Raw genomic sequence first — 16805 nt, forward strand, 5'->3', positions numbered from 1 at the left:
CAGTTGACCGAGTACGCCGCGGCGGTGTCCGTTCCGCTCCCGGACGCCGCCGGCCGGGCCATCGCCGCTTCCCGCGTCCTCGACACCGCGGCCCCCGATCCGTACCGGTCGGGCCACTGGACACTGCGGGCCGGCAGCAAGGTCGGCGCGGTGAGCCTGGTGGTGCCGGGCGGCGATTCCGTCACCGTGCGGATCACCCCCAAGGTGCCGGTCGCCCGGCTCTTCTTCCTCATCGGGTACAGCCTGGACCCTCGCGGTTGGCGGGACGGAGACGTCGAGGTCGGCGACCACGACGACCTGCTGCCGGCCCTCGCCCACGCCGTCGAGCGCCAGGTCGACCGGGCCCTGCGTCAGGGACTCCTGCAGGGCTACCGGATGGTCGAGGACAGCGCCCTCGTGGTCCGCGGCCGTCTCCGCGAGGCCGAGCAGATTCGCCGCCGGTTCGGTGCGGCCCTGCCGGTGGAGATCACGTACGACGAGTTCACCACCGACATCGCGGAGAACCGCATCCTGCGGGCTGCGGTCGAACGCCTGCTCCGCCTGCCCGGAGTACCCCAGGACGTGCGCCGCCGCCTGCTCCACCAGCGGGTACGTCTCGCCGATGCCACCCCGCTCGTGAGCGGCCAGGAACTCCCGACCTGGCACGCCACCCGCCTCAACGCCCGCTATCAGCACGCACTCCGCCTGGCTCACGCCGTCCTCGACAGCACGTCGCCCGACCACACCGTCGGCGAACTGCGGATCGGAGGCTTCCTGTTCAACATGAACAAGCTCTTCGAGGACTTCGTGACGGCGGCCCTGCGCGAGGCGTTCCGCGGGACGGACCGCACGTGCCGGCTCCAGGACCCGCACCACCTCGACGAGGCGGGCGAGATCCGGATGAAGCCCGACTTCGTCCTCTACGGTCCGGAGGGGGCACCGCGGGCCGTTGCCGACGCCAAGTACAAGGCGGAGAAGTCCGGTGGCTACCCCGACGGCGACCTCTACCAGATGCTGGCCTACTGCACCGCCCTCGGCCTGCGGGAAGGACACCTCGTCTACGCCGAGGGAAGCGCGCCGCACGCCGCCCACCGGGTGCGGCACGCCGGCATCGTCATCCACCAGCACGCGCTGGACCTCGATCGGGAGCCGGCCGACCTGCTCGGTGAGATCCGCTCCCTGGCCCGGCGGGTGAGTCCGGGCGTGACGGTGTGATCACGGGCGGAACAGCCGCCAGGGGGTGGCGAGTCCGTGGGTCGGACAGGAACGCCGGAGGTGGTGGACCCGCGCGCATCGACGGGGCGCGCCCTACACGGTCTCGTCCGCCGTGCGCGCCGTGCCCGCCGTCACGGATGCGAGGTGCCTCCGTCGGAGCCGGTCGCGTTCGACGTCGGGGATCGTCATCGACTCGGCGAGCACGGCGGCGAGCGCGTCCACGTGGGCGATGTCCATGTCGGGGTGGAAGAGCCACCGGAGGTTGTCGTCGCGGGTGATGAGGTCGATCGCCGAGCGCCCGCCGCTGCCCTGTGCGGTTGCCACACGGACGTACCGTACCTGCTCGACCGGGATGTCCTGACGGATCTCGCCCTGCCCGAGGAAAGCGTTCGTCCTGGCGATGAGGATGCGGTGATTCGTGACGGCGACCAGGGACGTCGGCGCGGCCTTGTCCCTCGCGGCCGCCAGCTTCTCCTTGGCCCCGCCGAGAATCGCGGAGACCGGACCGCCGGGCCCCGGGCCGCCACCGCCGGGAAGTCCGAGGCGGCGCGGGGTCAGGGCTCGCCGGTGAGGTCGCGGACGAGGGTGGCGCTGGGCTGGGGGAGTTCGCCGTACTCGGGGTCGTCGCCGGCGACGGGGAGTTGGTGGATGACGGCGGCGAGGCGGGGCGGCAGTTTGACGTCGAGGCCGTAGTGGCAGCGGGCGAGGATGTCGGTGAGCACCTTGGCGGGCAGCAGGGCGCGGGTGGATCCCAGGACGCGCTGGGGGGCGCGGGGGGTGATGGCGAGGGCCTCGGCCTGCTGGCGCCAGACCTCCGCGTCCAGGAACTCCCCGAGGCTGCGGTGCAGCAGGCTCAGGAACGACGCGGAGGTGTAGGAGCCGCCGCCGGCCGCGAACTGCCACCAGAACTGGGCGCCGTCGCGGTGGCCCGCGACGTACAGCAGCGCGCCGAGGACGAGGGCGCCCTCGGGGTGGATCTGCTCGCCGTCGACGAGCAGGGTCAGGGAGGCCGCGGCGGACGGCATCGCGAGGACCAGGGAGACAGCGAGGTCGAGTTCGTGGGCGGCCTGCTGGTGGTCGGAGGAGAGCGGGTTCGGGGCGGTCAGCAGCCGGTCCCAGGAGACGCCGGCGCCGCCGGGCTGCGGCCGGGGGGCCCGGGCGGGCAGTTGGACGCCGGTCATGTTCGGGTGCAGGGCGCGGTCGTGTTCGGTGGTCACCGGCCCGCTCCCCGCCGTCCGCCGAGGGACGCGGCCAGCCGGTCGAGGGCCTGGCTCACGGTCGAGCGGACGTTGGCCTGGGTCGTCCCGAGGTAGTCGGCGATCTGCTCGTCCGACAGGTCGAGCAGGTACCGCAGCACGATGACGTCGTGGCGCCGCTCCGACAGCCGCCGCAGCGCGGCGTACAGCTGGTCGTTGCCGCCCTGGGTCTCCATCAGGTGCTGCGCCCGCTCGGCGGCGGTCCGCACCGAGTGGACCCACCCGGGGACGCTCGGCTGGGTGGGCAGCGGCTCACCGTTCATCATCATGCCCGCCAGGGAGGCGCCGATCTCCTCCTTGAGGATCGCCCAGGCGTGGGACGGCGGGATCTTCGCGCGAAGGATGCGGGTCCACTCCTCCCAGACGCGGACCTTGGCGAGCTCCACCACGGCGTGGGCGGCGGCGTCGTCGCGGAGGCGTGCGCGGGCGAACCCGATCCAGGCCTTCTCGTGCGTGTCGCAGAACGCGTCGAACGTCAGGCGGTCCCGGTCTCCGACCACCCAGTCGCTCTCAGTCACGTCCCATTCCTCCCCCGCGGCGCCCCTGTCGGTCGCCGCCCGGCGCAGGCCGCCGACTGCGGGGAGCCCGCGGTCGTGCGGCGGTCACAGCGGGAACTCGCGTCCCCGGTAGGAACATTAAGGCGTATTAGGTGCCGAGATGTTAAGGCGGGGCAAAGGGATTCAAGATCAGGCAGAACGAGTGGCGGATCGAGACGTGATTCTGCTCGAACACGGTCAGAGTCGGCTGCCATATGATCGGGTTCGGTCCCGCTTCTGCGCGGTCGCGCCGCTGCCGGTGGTGGCCCTTGATTGGCCGTTCAGGCGTGTGGGCATAGTGGACGGGGCCGCGCCAGGGGTTCGCCACCCGTTCGCCACGGCGGCGCGGACGCCGATCAGTCCTGTCCCGAGCGGGACGGGCCGATGACCTACCAGGGGGAGACACATGACGGACGGCAACGCCCGGAGCGACGACGTGGAGGTCAACCTCGACATCCACCTGGCGCACTCGGCGCGGATGTACGACTACTACCTCGGCGGCACGACCAACTTCCCCGCCGACCGCGAGGCCGCCGGCCGGGCCCTGGCGGTCTTCCCCTACGCCCCGACCGCCGCGCGGGCCAACCGCGCCTTCATGCGCCGGTCGACGCGCCTGCTCGCCGAGGCCGGGATCCGGCAGTTCCTCGACATCGGCACCGGCATCCCCACCTCGCCGAACCTGCACGAGGTCGCGCAGTCGGTCGCGCCGGACGCCAAGGTCGTCTACGCCGACAACGACCCGATCGTGCTGCTCCACGCCCAGGCCCTGCTGCGCGGCACCGAGGAGGGCCTGACCGCCTACGTCCAGGCCGATGTGCGCGAGCCCGGCGAGCTCCTGGACGCGGCCCGCTCCGTGCTGGACTTCGGCCGGCCGATCGCGCTCAGCATGAACGCCCTGCTGCACTTCGTGCCGACCGACGCCCACCGGATCACCGAGGGCCTCAAGGCGCAGCTGCCCAGCGGCTCCGCGCTGGTCATCAGCCACGTCACCCCCGACTTCGCGCCGGAGGAGACTGCCCGGCTGATCCAGGTCTACACCTCCGCCGGCACCCCCGTCGCCGCCTGCACCCGCGACGAGGTCGCCCGGTTCTTCACGGGCTGGGACCTCATGGAGCCGGGCGTCGTCGCCACTCCGCGCTGGCACCCGGAACCCGCCCAGGACGCCGAACAGATCACGGACGCGGAGGCCTCCTGCTACGGAGCCGTCGCCATCCGCCCCTGAGCCGTACCGCCAGTCTGGCAGGTCCGGCGCCCGGATGTTCAAGCGGATGGAAAGCACCCGACGGAAGAGGCCCGAAGAGGGCGCCCGAGGAAAGAGGAACGGATCGGATGACTGACCCGGTACGCGTCGGCCTGGTCGGGCTCGGCATCATCGCGGACACCCACCTCGCGGTCCTGACCGAACGCGACGATGTGGAACTGGAGTTCACCGTCGACCCGCGGCCGGTCGGGCCGGTCGCCTTCCGGGGCGCCGCGCCGCCGCACTACGACGGCCTCGCCCCGGCGCTCGACGTGCACCGGCCGGACCTGGTCGTGCTCGCCACGCCGACCGTGACGCACGCCGGGCTGGTGACCGAGGCCCTCCTCGGCTCCGGGGCCAGGGTGCTGGTGGAGAAGCCGCTCGTCCACGACCTCGCCTCGCTCGCGGCCCTGCGGGAGCTGGACGCGAAGGCCGACGTCCGGGGCCGGCTGTTCACCGCCCACCACTTCGCGTTCTCGCCGGAGGTCGACTGGGCGGCGGAGCTGCTCGCCGCCCACACCGAGTGGGGGCCGGTGACGGCCCTCACCTCGGCGTTCTACGACCCGTACGCCCAGCGGCTGCCCGCGGCCTTCGCCTCCTACGGGTCCAGCTGGACGGACTCGGGCGTCAACCAGCTGAGCATGATCACCCGCTTCGTCGACGACCTCACGGAACTCACCTCCGTCCAGCAGGCGGACGAGGGCGCGAGCGCCTGGTGCACCGTGGACTTCCGCTCGCGGGGCGCGGTGGGCACGGCGCGGCTGCGCAGCAGCTGGCTGACCGGTTCCAGCAGCAAGGAGAGCAGCCTGGTGTTCGGCCGGTCCGGGGTGGAGGTCTGGATCGACCACACGGCCATGACCGGATTCGCGGCCCGCGGCGGCGAGTTGCTCGCCGCCTTCGGCAACGACGGCCGTACCCCGCGCAAGGTGGCCCACTACCGCCCGCTCTACGCGAGCCTGCTGTCCGCCCGCCCCGACCGGGTCCTCGGCTTCGACGCGGCCGCGACGATCACCGCGATCCACCGGGCGGCCCCCGCGGCCGGGTAGCCGGGGGAAGAACTCTTGGGGGGCAGGGTGCGGCCAGGGCCGGATGCCTGCTGGTCGGAGGCGTGAACTCGGATGTGAACACGGCGGGTTGAAGGTCGAGCGGCGTTGCCGCGCGGTGGTCGGGTGGTGACGATGGGCGCACCTCCGGCCGGTGGGGCCGGGTGGGTGGATGCCCGGGAGGGATCTTCGATGCGTTCGACGGCTGCCCGTGTGATGACGGGTCTCGCGGCTGCGGTGTGTGCGGTGGGGGTGCTGGCGCCGGCGGCGGTGGCCGACCCGCCGTTCGGGGTGGTGCCGGCCGCCACCGACCTGGTGGGGGTCGGGGCGGACACCACGCAGGGCTTCATGAACCAGACGTCCAACGACTACGACGCCACCGTCACGCCGGGGCAGCCGCGGCTCTACAGCTGGGACGCGACCGGGCCCAGCCCGATCACCCCCAAGACCGGATCGACGTCCATCGCGCGCCCCGACGGCAGCCTGGCCGGGTTCAGCGCGCTGGGGCTCTACACCGCCTCGACCGTGGACTACCTCCGCTCCGCGCGGCAGCCGGTGGCCGACCTCAACCCCCAGCCGTACATCTTCGTGCCGTTCGCGCGCGACGCGGTCACCTGGGCGGCCAAGGCCGGCGGCCACGCGCCGGCGAACCTGAGCACCAACCAGCTCAGGAGCATCTACCAGTGCACCGCCACCGCCTGGAACCAGCTCGACCCGTCGTGGAGCAGCGCCACCATCAAGCCGGTGCTCCCGCAGTCGAACTCGGACACCCGGGCGGCGTTCCTGAAGGCGATCGGCGGGGGTACGGCGGTGACCCCGGGCGCCTGCGTGACCTCCGGTCCGCGCAACGACCGCGGCACCGACCCGCTGCTCAACGACGACGACGTGGTGTTCCCGTACTCGGTCGGCGTCTACGTCGACCAGGTGTACCGCGGCCACGGCACCGCGGTGGAGTCGCCCGGCCCGCTCACCGTCCGCGCCGTCAACGCAATCGCATCCGTCGACAGCGCGACGAACAGCATCAACCCCGCCTTCGCCGCTACCGTTTACGGCCGCGTGCTGTGGCACGGCTTCCGCACCGCCGACTACACCGCCACCACCCCTCGCGGCATCGCGCTGCGCAAGGTCTTCGGTCCGGCCTCCGCCACCGGCTGGATCTGCACCCACCCGGCCGTGATCACCGGCTACGGATTCCTCACGGTCCCCAACTGCGGCGCCACCGTCTACGCCACGGGCATCAGTCTCTGACACCGGCGGGCGCGCCGCCCGCGGGAGGACCGGGCCGGTGGGGGTCGGCTCGGTCCTCCCGCGGGAGGGCGCGGTCAGCGGCGGAGCGGACCCTCGCAGGTGTAGTCGGCGCTGCCGGCCTGGCCGGTGGGCCAGACGTCGACCTTGCCGAACCAGCAGTTCATGTCGGCGAGGTTGTTGGCGGCGGTACCGGCGCGGGTGAGCAGGTAGTAGTCGACGGTGTCGGCCATCGACTCGCGGATCCGGCCGGAGTCCAGGGAGTTGTTGAGGTTGGCGGTGATCCGGCCGATGCAGGTGAAGCGCATGGTGTTGTTCCAGTCCGCGTTGTCCTTGCAGACCGGGGTGTTCTGGGTGGCGCGGGCGAAGGCGTCCTGCACCTCGGAGGCGTAGGCGAAGCGGAGACTGCCGTTCGGGGTGAAGCCGGTGTCCGGCACGTAGAGGTCGTCGGCGCGCGGGATCTCGGCGCCGAGGTAGGCGGTGTACGCGAGCTGGAGGCCCTCGTCCTTGCCGAGGCGGTCGCGCCAGGCGTTGTAGCCGTCGAGGTCGTCGGCCCGCAGCAGGCGGTACATCTCGGCGAGCTGGTCGGGGCGCTGCTCGCCGAGCAGGTTGAAGAGGGTGGCCGCGTACGGGTAGACGCGGAAGCCCAGGGCGCGCTGGGCGTGCAGGATCTGGTCGACGGTCAGGCGCGGCTTGCCGTCGCGCTCGTCCCAGCCGATCTGGCGGACCATGTACTTGCGGGCCTTGACGCCGTCCTTGGCGGTGGCGCCGGCGAAGTACTCGGCAGTGCCCTCGTTCATGGCGAAGGTGGTGTCGGCCGGCCAGCGCTCGGTGTAGCCGCTCTCCGGGATGGCCCAGCGGGCGTTCAGGTAGTGGGTGTACTCGTGCCGGAAGAGCTCCTCCAGGCTGAAGTACGACTCGTCGGAGGTGCGCTGGTAGGTGTAGAAGGTGGAGTTCTCCTCGATGAACATGCCGCCGTTCTCGACGTCGCCGATCCCGAACAGCAGGTACTGCAGCCACTTGTAGTTGGTCTTGGTGTCGTACAGCTGCACGGTGAGGACGGGGTGGGTGTCGTCGGCGAGCGGCTGGTCGGTGCCGATGGTGCGGAAGAACTGGCCCTTGACCTGCTTGGTGGCGTAGTAGAGCTGGTCGGCGGTGGCCTTGTCGAGGGCGGTGCGGATGACCAGGGTGCCGTTGTCGTAGTTGAAGGTGTTCGGGAAGTAGTGCCGGATCAGGTCGGCCCGGCAGGCCTCGTACGGCTGGCAGAGGCCGAAGTCGTTCACCGGGACGGCCACGTTGAGCCACGGGCGGCTGAGCCGGCCGAAGTTGTTCCGGAGGGTGGTGATGATCCCGCCGACCTCGGCCTTCATCTCGGGCTTGAGCGCCTCGACGGTGGCGAGGCGGGCGTACTCGTTCATGGCGTCGCCGACGGCCCACTCGGTCTCGGTGCCCTTGAGGTGGGTGTAGGTGGCGAAGTCGCGGATGGCGTGGCGGTAGCCCGGGTTGTCGGCGGCGTCGGTCCGGAACTTGCCGCCGTCCTCGCTGACGTTGTTGACGCCCTGGAAGTTGATCTGGAGCGCGCTCTGCAGGGCCCAGTTCCAGCCGCGGCTGCCGATGTACGGGCTGGCGGCGTCGGTGTACTGGCGCAGCACCCGCTCGGTGAGCGCGAGGCGGCCGGGGCGCAGCTTGGGGGCGGTGGAGGTCTGGAGCAGCTCGCCCATGGCGTAGCCGGCGGCCTCGGTGGGGTCGAAGGCCCGGGGGTTGGCGGTGTGGGCCGCGATCGCGTCCTCGACCGCCGTCATGGTGGTGTCGTCGTTGATGTCGAGTTCGGTGTGGTCGAAGTCGAACAGGACGGCGACGTGCAGGAAGTACCAGAGCTCCTGCTGGTTGAGGTTGTTGGCGCTGTCGAAGCCCGGTGCGAGGGCGGTGATCCGCTCGGCGACGGAGCGCACGTGGGCCGGGGTGATGACCTTGGCGAGCTCGGGGCTCCAGTTGCGCAGCAGCGGGAGCAGGCAGCCCTCATAGGTGTGCGACCGGTCGGCGAGGAAGTCGGCCAGGGCGCTCGGGGAGAGGGCCGCGAATTCGGCGAGGGAGCAGGTCGCACCGGCGGCGAGCGGGGTCGGCGCCGTGGTCGCGGTGGTGAGGTCGGACGGGTCGGCGACCGGCTGCCCGGCGGTCGTCGTCGGCTGGCGGGTCTCGTTGCCCGGCGCGCCCTCCGGGCCGGGGAGGCCTGCGGTGGACGCCCCGTGGGCGACGTCGCCCGTCGGGCCGGCCGGGTGGCGGGCGGCCTCGCCGAAGGTGGACGAGGCGGCGGACGCCGCGGCGACGGGGCCCGGCGCGGCTGCCTGGGCGCTCTGTACGAGCGGGGCCGCGAGGGTGGCGGCGAGGGCCACCGAGAGCAGGACTGTGCGCAGACGTGGGGTTGCTGACACCAGTTCTCCAGTGAGGGTGTGGAGGTACGCGACACTGGGCGCGGTACGGGCCGAGGGCGTGGGGGAGTGCCAGGACCGCTGAGCCGCGCGGGAGTTGGGTGTGCGGCGGGAACGGCGTGGGTAGTCTCGATCCCGTCATCAGTAAAATAGTAATGTCAAATTGCATTACGCAAGAGGCCTTCGGTCGGACATCTGGTGGGCATCGAGGAGGTGTCGGCCGTGGATAACGAGAGGGTCTCGACCGGGCCGTTCCGGCCACAGAGGTCTTGACGCGGACTCGACCAGAGGCGTTTGCTGGCTCCCGCTCGTTCGGTGTTGATCGGTTCTGTTTGTTTGTGTGTGATTTGAACGTTCAAATCGCCCCAAGGGTGGGGGAGAGTCATGCGTGATTACCTGGCGCAGTTCGCCGAACCGTTCGGCTACCTGGACTTCGCCCGGTTCGGGCCGGTGTCGGAGGTGGTCCGCCGGGTGCTCGTCCGCGAGGCCGACCGGCTGCACCGCCGTGGCTGGGCCGCGCTCGACCGCCTCGACGCGGAGGCGGTGACGGCCGCCGCGACGGCGGGTGGGCTGCTCGGCTGCGCGCCCCGCGAGGTGGCCTTCGTGAGCTCCACCTCGCACGGGCTCTTCGCCGCCGCCCATGCGCTCGGCCGTGGGCCCGGTGGCGCGGACGGCACCGTGCTGGTGGCACGGACCGACTTCCCGGGCGCCCTCTACCCGTGGCTGCGCGCCTCCGGGAACGGCGGCCTGATGATGCGTCAGCTGGACGGGCCGCTCACCGTCGACGGCGTCCGCGCCCACCTCGACGACCGGGTGCGGGCCGTGGCGGTCTGCGCGGTGGACGCCGCCACCGGCTTCCGGGCGCCGCTGGCCGGCCTCAAGGAGCTGATCGGCCCGGACCGGGTGCTGGTGGTGGACGCGGTCCAGGCCCTGGGTGCCGTCGATCTCGACGCCGGGGCGGCCGACGTGCTCGCCGCCGGCGGCCAGAAGTGGCTGCGGGCCGGCTGGGGCGCGGCCGTGCTGATGGTCCGCGACCGGGTCGCCGAGCGGCTCGCGCCCGGACTCGGCGGCTGGTCCGGCGTCCTCGACCCGATCGACGCCCCCGACCACCCGTGCCCGCCCCGGCCCGGTGCCGTCGCCCACACCCTCACCAACCCGGACGGCCCCGCCGTCGCCGCCCTGGGCGCGGCGCTCGCCCTGGTGCGGGACACCGGCGCGGACCGGATCGAGGCCCGGATCGGCGAGGTGCTCGGCGGGCTGCTCGCCGCCGCCCGCACGGCCGGCGCCGAGACCGTCGGCGGGCCGGAGGGGGCGGAGGGGTCGGAGGGGTTGCGCGGGCCCGGTGCTGCGGCGGGCGGCAGCGGCATCGGCCGGCTGCGGCTGCCGGGCGCCGACCCCGCGGCCGTCCACGCCGCGCTCACCGCCGCCGGCCTCGCCACCACCCTGCGCGGCGGCTGGATCCGGCTGTCGCCGCATGCCAGTACCGACCCCGAGACCGCCGAGCCGCTCGCCGAGGCGCTCGGCCGCGTCCGCCGGGGCGTCCGCGCCGCCTGAGCGGACGCCCCGCGCCCTCCCGCACCGCCCGTACCGCCCGCACCGCCACGACGTCCCGTCGGCCCTTCACCCCCCTCGGAAAGGCATGCCATGTCACACCTCACCCGTCGCGATCTGCTGCGCGCCTCCGGCGCCGGCCTGCTGGCCATGGCCGCCGGCGGAGCCCTCTCCGCCTGCGGCGGCTCCGACGGCACCGGCTCCTCCGGCGGGGACGCCGCCACCGGCACCATCACCGTCTGGTCCTGGACCAACGCCGCCGAGGCGCTGCGCGGCGTGGTCCCCGCCTTCGAGAAGGACAACCCCGGCATCAAGGTCGACGTCCAGGACGTCGGCAACCCGGCCATCTGGGACAAGATCACCGTCGGCCTGGCGGCCGGCGGCCAGGGCCTCGCCGACGTGCTGCACATCGGCTGCGACTACCTGCCCGGCTACCTGGAGAAGTTCCCCAACGGCCTCGCCGACCTCTCCGCCCTCGGTGCCGACGCCCACAAGGACAAGTTCACCCCCGGCCTGTGGCCGGTCGTCACCGACAAGGCCGGACGAGCCCGAGCCCTGCCCTGGGAGGTCAACGCCCAGGGCTTCTTCTACCGCAAGGACATGTTCGACAAGGCCGGCCTCGACCCGACCACCTTCGCGACCTGGGACGACGTGATCGCCGCGGCCGACGCCTTCAAGGCCGCCAACCCCGGCGTCGGCCTGGTCGGCCTCAACCGCGCCGGCACCCCCGGCCCCGACGTGGACTTCCTGCAGGCCCTGATGCAGCAGCAGGGCGTGTTCTTCTTCGACCTCCAGGGCGACATCACCCTCACCGCGCCCGAGTGCGTCCGCGCCCTCACCATCGTCAAGCGCCTCAACGACGCCGGACTCGTCCTGGAGACCCCCGGCTCCACCGTCTGGCGCGCCCAGATGAAGGAGAGCAAGCTCGGCGCCGGCCCGCAGCCCTCCTGGGCGGCGCACTTCATCGAGACCAAGTTCCCCGACCTCAGCGGCAACTGGCGGCTCACCCGGCCCCCGGCCGTCACCCCCGGCGGCAAGCGCACCGCCCTGGTCAACTCCACCCACCTCGCCGTCGCCGCCTCCAGCCCGCGCCGCGCCGCCGCCTGGAAGTTCGTCGAGTACGCGCTCACCCGGCCCGACGCCGTCAACGCGATGTTCAAGGCCGGCAGCGTCTTCCCCGCGCTCACCGCCGCCTACCAGGACCCGGTCTACAGCGAGCCGAGCGCCTACTACGGCGGCCAGCCGGTCCTGAAGACCTTCACCGAACTGCTCGCCGAGGGCGGCGACGCCACCAACTACTCCGGCGACTTCGCCCGTGCGCTCAAGCTCGTCAGCGACGCCCAGAGCAAGGTGCTCACCAAGGGCACCGACCCGGCCGAGGCGCTCCAGGAGGCCGCCAAGCAGCTGGCCCAGCAGACCGGGCGCAAGCTCAAGTGACGTCCGCCGCCCCCTCGGTGGCCGACCGGGCCCCGCTCGCGAGCACCCCGCTCCCGAACGCCCGGATCCGCCGCGCCCGGCTGCGCCGCCGGGCCGTGCCCTACCTGCTGCTCGCGCCCGCGCTGCTGCTCTTCGGCGTCTTCAAGGCCTACCCCGTCGTCTCCTCGATGCTGCTGTCGCTGACCGGCGGCTCCGGGAACGCCACCCACAGCCCCGGACTCGCCAACTACCGGCGGCTGATGGACGATCCGCTGTTCTGGACGGCGCTGCGCAACACCGGCCGGATCCTCGTCGTGCAGGTCCCGGTGATGCTCGCGCTGGCCCTGCTGCTGGCGGTCGGCCTCAACGCGGCCCTGGTCCGCTGGCGCACCGTGTGGCGGCTCGGCGTCTTCATGCCCTCCGTCACCGGCCTGGTCGCCACCGGCGTGCTGTTCGCGTTCCTGCTCAACACCGACAACGGCGCCGTCAACAAGGCGCTCGCCGCGATCGGCCTGCCCGCCGTCAACTGGTTCGGCAGCGGCTTCTGGTCCCAGATGGCCATCGTCCTCGTCCTGACCTGGCACTACACCGGCTACAACGCCGTCATCTACCTGGCGGGGCTGCAGGGCGTTCCCAAGGAGCTGTACGAGGCCGCGATGGTCGACGGCGCCGGGCCGGTGCGCCGGTTCCTCTCGGTCACCCTGCCCGCGCTGCGGCCGGTGGTGCTGTTCACCGTGGTGCTCTCCACCATCGGCACCCTCCAGCTGTTCGACGAGCCGTACGTCCTGACCCGCGGCGGCCCCGACAACGCGACCCTCACCGTCTCCATGTACCTGTACGACAACGGCTTCCGGTACTTCGATTTCGGCTACGCCTCCGCCATCGCCTACGCGCTCACCCTGCTCGTCGCGGTGCTCGGAGCGGCCCAGATGCGCCTGATGGGAGAACGCGAATGACGACCGCCGCCCCCGCCGCGCCGGTCACGCCCGCCCCCGCCGCGGGCCGCCGCCGCCGGCTGCGCGGCTGGCCGACGACCCTGCTGCTCGCCGCCGTCGCCGGCCTGTCCGTCGCCCCGTTCTACTGGCTGGTGATCGCCGCCACCCACAGCGACACCGAGATCTTCGACTGGCCGCCCCACCTGCTGCCCGGTTCCCACCTCGGCGAGAACCTGCGGCACCTCCAGGACCGGGTGGGCATCGGCCGGGTCGTGCTCAACTCGATCCTGGTGTCCGGGATCCAGACCGTCGGCGCGCTCGTCGTGGCGCTGCTCGCCGGCTACGCCTTCGCCAAGTTCCGGTTCCGCGGCCGCACGGTGCTGTTCGCCGTGCTGCTCTCCACGCTGGTCGTACCGGACCAGGTGATGCTCGTCCCGCTGTTCAAGATGATGATGTCCTTCGGCCTGCTCGACAGCTACCAGGGCCTGATCCTGCCCGGCCTGTGCGTGCCGTTCGCCATCTTCCTGATGCGCCAGGCGCTGGCGAGCATGCCCGACGAACTGCTCGACGCCGCCCGGGTCGACGGCGCCGGGGAGCTCCGGGTGCTGTTCGGCGTCGTCGTGCCGGTCATGCGGCCGGTGCTGGCCGCGCTGGGGATCTTCCTGTTCCTCGGCTCCTGGAACAACTTCGTCTGGCCGCTGATCGCCCTGCGCACCCCCGAGATGCACACCCTGCCGGTCGCGCTCGCGACCCTCCAGGGCATGAAGGCCAACACCGACTACGGCCTGATCCTCGCCGGAACCGCGCTGTCCACCCTGCCGATGATGGTCCTCTTCCTGGTCCTCCAACGGCAGTTCATCTCCGGCCTGCTGGCCGGCGCCACGAAGGGCTGAACCGAACCATGACGGAGAACGCCGAAGGCACGGCGGCCGCGGAGATCTGGGAGCCGCACGCCGCCGCCACCACCGCCCGCCCGCGCCCGCTCGCCGTGCCCGGCCCCGCCGCCGGCCGGCTGGAACTGCTGGTCACGGGCATCGCGAGGGTGCACACCGTCGCCGCCGACGTCGTCGAGGTGACCGCCGAGGCCACCGCCGAGGACGCCGGCCACGACGGGCCGGGGGACGTCCGGATCGAATGGCGGGTCCCCTGCACCGACGTCACCTCCTTCTGGACCCCCGAACCGCGCGGCACCGGCTGGCTGCCCGCCGCCTGGAGCGCCCCGCGCCGCACCACCCTCACCCGCGGCGCCCCCGTCGCCGCCCTGGTCGGCACCGGCGACACCACCCGCTGCGCCTTCGCCGCCGACCGCGAGGACGCCCTGGCGAGCGCCGGCGTCGTCGAGGAGAGCGGGGAGTTCCGCTTCTGGGTCCAGGCCGCCGGACGGCTCACCGTCCGGATCGACACCTCCGGCCGGCACTTCGCCCGGAGCCTCGCCGACCTCGCCGACTGGTGGGCCGACTGGGACGACCGCCCGTCGCACGTCCCCGCCGCCGCCCGCCGGCCCGCCTACTCCACCTGGTACGCGCTGCACCAGAACATCACCCCCGAGGCCGTCGAACGGCAGGCCGCCCTCGGCAAGGACCTCGGCCTCGACACGATCATCGTCGACGACGGCTGGATGACCACCGACCGCACCCGCGGCTACGCCCACTGCGGCGACTGGGAACCCCGCTCGCTGCCCGACACCGCGGCCCACGTCGCCCGAGTCCACGACCTCGGCGTGCGCTACCTGCTCTGGTACGCCCTGCCGTTCATCGGCAAGGACAGCGCCGCCTGGGACGCTCTCTCCCCGTACGCGCTCGCCGACGCCGGCCACCTCGGTGCCGTCGTCGTCGACCCCCGCTACCCGCAGGTCCGCGCCCACCTCGCCGACCGGCTCGCCCGCGCCGTCGAGGAGTGGGGCATGGACGGGCTGAAGGTCGACTTCGTCGACTGGTTCGGCGTCCAGGACCCGCCCGCCCCCGGCCCCGAGGCCGACTGCGCCACCGTCGACGAGGGCGTGCGCCGGCTGCTCGGCGAGATCCGCCGCCGGGTCGACGCCGCGTGCCCCGAGGCGATGATCGAACACCGCCAGCCCTACGTCAGCCCCGGCCTGTGGCCCTACGCCACCATGGTCCGGGCCACCGACTGCCCGCTCAGCCCGCACGAGAACCGCCAGCGCATCATCGACACCCGGCTGGTCGCCGGGCCGCTCGCCGTCCACTCCGACATGCTGATGTGGCACCCGACCGAACCGGCCGAACAGGTCGCCTGCCACCTGATCAACGTCCTGTTCGGGGTGCCGCAGATCTCGGTCGACCTCGCCGCGCTGACCGCCGGGCAGCGGGAGGCGCTCGCCTTCTGGCTGGGCGTCGCCCGCACCCACCTCGACACCCTGCAACTCGGCGCCCTGCGCCCGGCCCGCCCGGACCTCGGCTACCCGATGGTGACGGCGGTCGGGGACGGCGAGGTGGTCACCGGCCGCTACGCGGCGCTGCCGGTGGCGGCCGCCGGCCGGTGGCGTAGCCTGCTGGTCGCCAACGCCGACGCCGACCCGGACGTCCTCCTGGCCGGCGGGCACGGCACGGCCGAGGCCACCGTCCAGGACGCCCGCGGCCGGACCGTCGGCACCTCGACCGTCGACCTCGACGGCGGGGCCACCGTCCACGTCCCCCGGGGCGGCCTGCTGACCCTCCGCCGGGTCTGAGCGGCCCCGCCCCCGTCCGAGGAGCGCCGATGACCACCCCGGCACCGCGTCCGGCCCGCCGCGCCACCACCGTCGCGGACGTCGCCCGCGCGGCCGGGGTGTCCCGGCAGACCGTCTCCAACACGCTCAACGCCCCGCACCGCGTCCACCCGGACACCCTCGCCCGGGTCGCCGCCGCCATCGACCGGCTGGGCTACCGGCCCGACCAGTCCGCCCGGTCGCTGCGCACCGGCGAGCGCCGCACCCTCGGCTACCTCGCCCCGGTCGACGACCCGCACGACCCCAACCCGCTGATGGCCGGCTTCCTCGAAGCCCTGGTCGACGCCGCCGGCGCCGAGGGCCACCACGTGCTGCTCCTCCGCCCGGCGACGGGGGAGCGGCACGTCCGGGCGGCGATCGACGCCGTGGTGGCGGCCCGCCAGGTCGACGGGCTCGTCCTCGCCGACGTGCTGCCCGACGACGCCCGCGCCGCGCACGCCGCCCGGCTCGGCATCCCCTTCGCCGCCTTCGGCCGCACGGGCCCCGAACTCCCCCCGTACTGGGTCGACATCGACAACGCGGCCGCCACCGCGGACGCCGCCCGCCACCTCGCCGAACGCGGCCACCGCCGGGTCGCCTTCGTCGGCGCCCCCGCGCCCCTGCCCTGGCTGGCCGCCCGCCGCGAGGGCTTCCACCGCGAGGCCGCCCGGCTCGGCCTCACCCTGGTCCCCCCGCCCGCCGACGGCGACCTCCGCGCCCTGCTGCGGTCCGCCGGCCGGCCCACCGCCCTGGCCGCCGACAACGACCTCGCCGCTCTCGACATCTACGAGGCCGCCCGCACCGAGGGCCTCCACATCGGCCGCGACCTCGCCGTCACCGGCTTCCACGACACCCCGCTCGCCCGCCACCTCCGCCCGCCCCTCACCTCCCTGCGCCTCCCCCTGCGCCCCATCGCCACCGCCCTGGTCACCCGCCTCCTCGCCCAGGTCCGCGGCGAAGGCGCTCCCGCGGAGGGGCTCGAACTGCGGGCGGAGCTGGTCGTCCGCCCGAGTTCGTCGGAGGGGCTGCGGCCTTTGTGACGGGGGGAGTGGCGGGGTGGGTGAGGTCGGGACTCGCCTCCTCGCCCGGGTTCGTGGCGGTCCCGTCCGCGCAAGGGGTGTGGGGCTGTGGACGGAGCCGATCGTCCGTGTCGGCTCGTCGCGCCGCTTGCCTCCTGTCCGAAGAAGGACGGCCGTGGGCGGTGGTTGGCCGTCCCGCGGTGTTCCGCCGCCCGTCGGCCGCCTGTGCGGCGGTTG

The 16805-nt window shown here is 73.2% G+C and carries 14 protein-coding genes; 10 read left to right on the top strand and 4 right to left on the bottom strand.

The features are described from left to right. The first annotated feature begins 3 nt into the window (after positions 1-3). Entirely contained in the window at positions 4-1194 is a 1191-nt protein-coding gene (locus tag ACFVFS_RS11250; RefSeq protein WP_380622633.1) for an McrC family protein, read from the top strand. Between the two features lie 93 nt (positions 1195-1287). On the opposite strand, the gene ACFVFS_RS11255 is transcribed toward ACFVFS_RS11250, so the two are convergent. The 3 genes from ACFVFS_RS11255 to ACFVFS_RS11265 form a co-directional block, all read right to left on the bottom strand. Then, the gene (locus ACFVFS_RS11255) at positions 1288-1518 is read right to left on the bottom strand and encodes a hypothetical protein (protein ID WP_380622635.1); all 231 of its coding nucleotides are present in this window, start codon (positions 1516-1518) and stop codon (positions 1288-1290) included. Between the two features lie 230 nt (positions 1519-1748). Continuing rightward, on the bottom strand, positions 1749-2411 hold the full coding sequence (locus tag ACFVFS_RS11260; protein WP_380622637.1) for a hypothetical protein: 663 nt from the start codon (positions 2409-2411) through the stop codon (positions 1749-1751). Beyond that, positions 2408-2968 carry a sigma factor-like helix-turn-helix DNA-binding protein gene (locus ACFVFS_RS11265; protein ID WP_380622639.1) on the bottom strand — a complete coding sequence of 187 codons (561 nt, stop codon included), beginning with the start codon at positions 2966-2968 and terminating at the stop codon, positions 2408-2410. The genes ACFVFS_RS11260 and ACFVFS_RS11265 overlap by 4 nt, the downstream gene beginning before the upstream one ends. Before the next feature lie 424 nt (positions 2969-3392). Between ACFVFS_RS11265 and ACFVFS_RS11270 the strand changes: the two genes are divergently transcribed. From ACFVFS_RS11270 to ACFVFS_RS11280, 3 genes are all read left to right on the top strand, one after another. Beyond that, positions 3393-4208 carry an SAM-dependent methyltransferase gene (locus ACFVFS_RS11270; RefSeq protein WP_380622641.1) on the top strand — a complete coding sequence of 272 codons (816 nt, stop codon included), beginning with the start codon at positions 3393-3395 and terminating at the stop codon, positions 4206-4208. A gap of 107 nt (positions 4209-4315) precedes the next feature. Continuing rightward, positions 4316-5272 (top strand): Gfo/Idh/MocA family protein, encoded by a 957-nt coding sequence (locus ACFVFS_RS11275; protein ID WP_380622643.1) that lies wholly within the window; start codon positions 4316-4318, stop codon positions 5270-5272. Between the two features lie 189 nt (positions 5273-5461). Continuing rightward, the gene (locus tag ACFVFS_RS11280) at positions 5462-6517 is read left to right on the top strand and encodes a substrate-binding domain-containing protein (protein WP_380622645.1); all 1056 of its coding nucleotides are present in this window, start codon (positions 5462-5464) and stop codon (positions 6515-6517) included. Positions 6518-6591: 74 nt separating this feature from the next. Here ACFVFS_RS11280 and ACFVFS_RS11285 read toward each other — a convergent pair whose 3' ends face one another. After that, complete coding sequence (locus ACFVFS_RS11285; protein WP_380622647.1) at positions 6592-8946, bottom strand: collagenase; 2355 nt, start codon at positions 8944-8946, stop codon at positions 6592-6594. A gap of 381 nt (positions 8947-9327) precedes the next feature. Between ACFVFS_RS11285 and ACFVFS_RS11290 the strand changes: the two genes are divergently transcribed. The 6 genes from ACFVFS_RS11290 (at position 9328) to ACFVFS_RS11315 (ending at position 16589) form a co-directional block, all read left to right on the top strand. Further along, entirely contained in the window at positions 9328-10497 is a 1170-nt protein-coding gene (locus tag ACFVFS_RS11290; protein ID WP_380622649.1) for an aminotransferase class V-fold PLP-dependent enzyme, read from the top strand. A 90-nt stretch (positions 10498-10587) separates the two neighbouring features. Then, positions 10588-11931 carry an ABC transporter substrate-binding protein gene (locus ACFVFS_RS11295; protein WP_380622651.1) on the top strand — a complete coding sequence of 448 codons (1344 nt, stop codon included), beginning with the start codon at positions 10588-10590 and terminating at the stop codon, positions 11929-11931. Next, positions 11928-12866 carry a carbohydrate ABC transporter permease gene (locus ACFVFS_RS11300; protein WP_380622653.1) on the top strand — a complete coding sequence of 313 codons (939 nt, stop codon included), beginning with the start codon at positions 11928-11930 and terminating at the stop codon, positions 12864-12866. Before ACFVFS_RS11295 ends, ACFVFS_RS11300 begins: the two co-directional genes overlap by 4 nt. Further along, positions 12863-13738, top strand: coding sequence for a carbohydrate ABC transporter permease (locus ACFVFS_RS11305; RefSeq protein ID WP_380622655.1), 876 nt, complete (start codon positions 12863-12865; stop codon positions 13736-13738). The genes ACFVFS_RS11300 and ACFVFS_RS11305 overlap by 4 nt, the downstream gene beginning before the upstream one ends. A gap of 8 nt (positions 13739-13746) precedes the next feature. Beyond that, positions 13747-15531 (top strand): glycoside hydrolase family 36 protein, encoded by a 1785-nt coding sequence (locus tag ACFVFS_RS11310; RefSeq protein WP_380622657.1) that lies wholly within the window; start codon positions 13747-13749, stop codon positions 15529-15531. Between the two features lie 29 nt (positions 15532-15560). Further along, a complete protein-coding gene (locus ACFVFS_RS11315; RefSeq protein ID WP_380622659.1) occupies positions 15561-16589 on the top strand; it encodes a LacI family DNA-binding transcriptional regulator in 1029 nt (342 codons plus the stop codon). Positions 16590-16805 lie beyond the last annotated feature (216 nt).

Origin of the sequence: Kitasatospora sp. NPDC057692 (genome assembly GCF_042799475.1) — a bacterium.
GTDB lineage: Bacteria > Actinomycetota > Actinomycetes > Streptomycetales > Streptomycetaceae > Kitasatospora.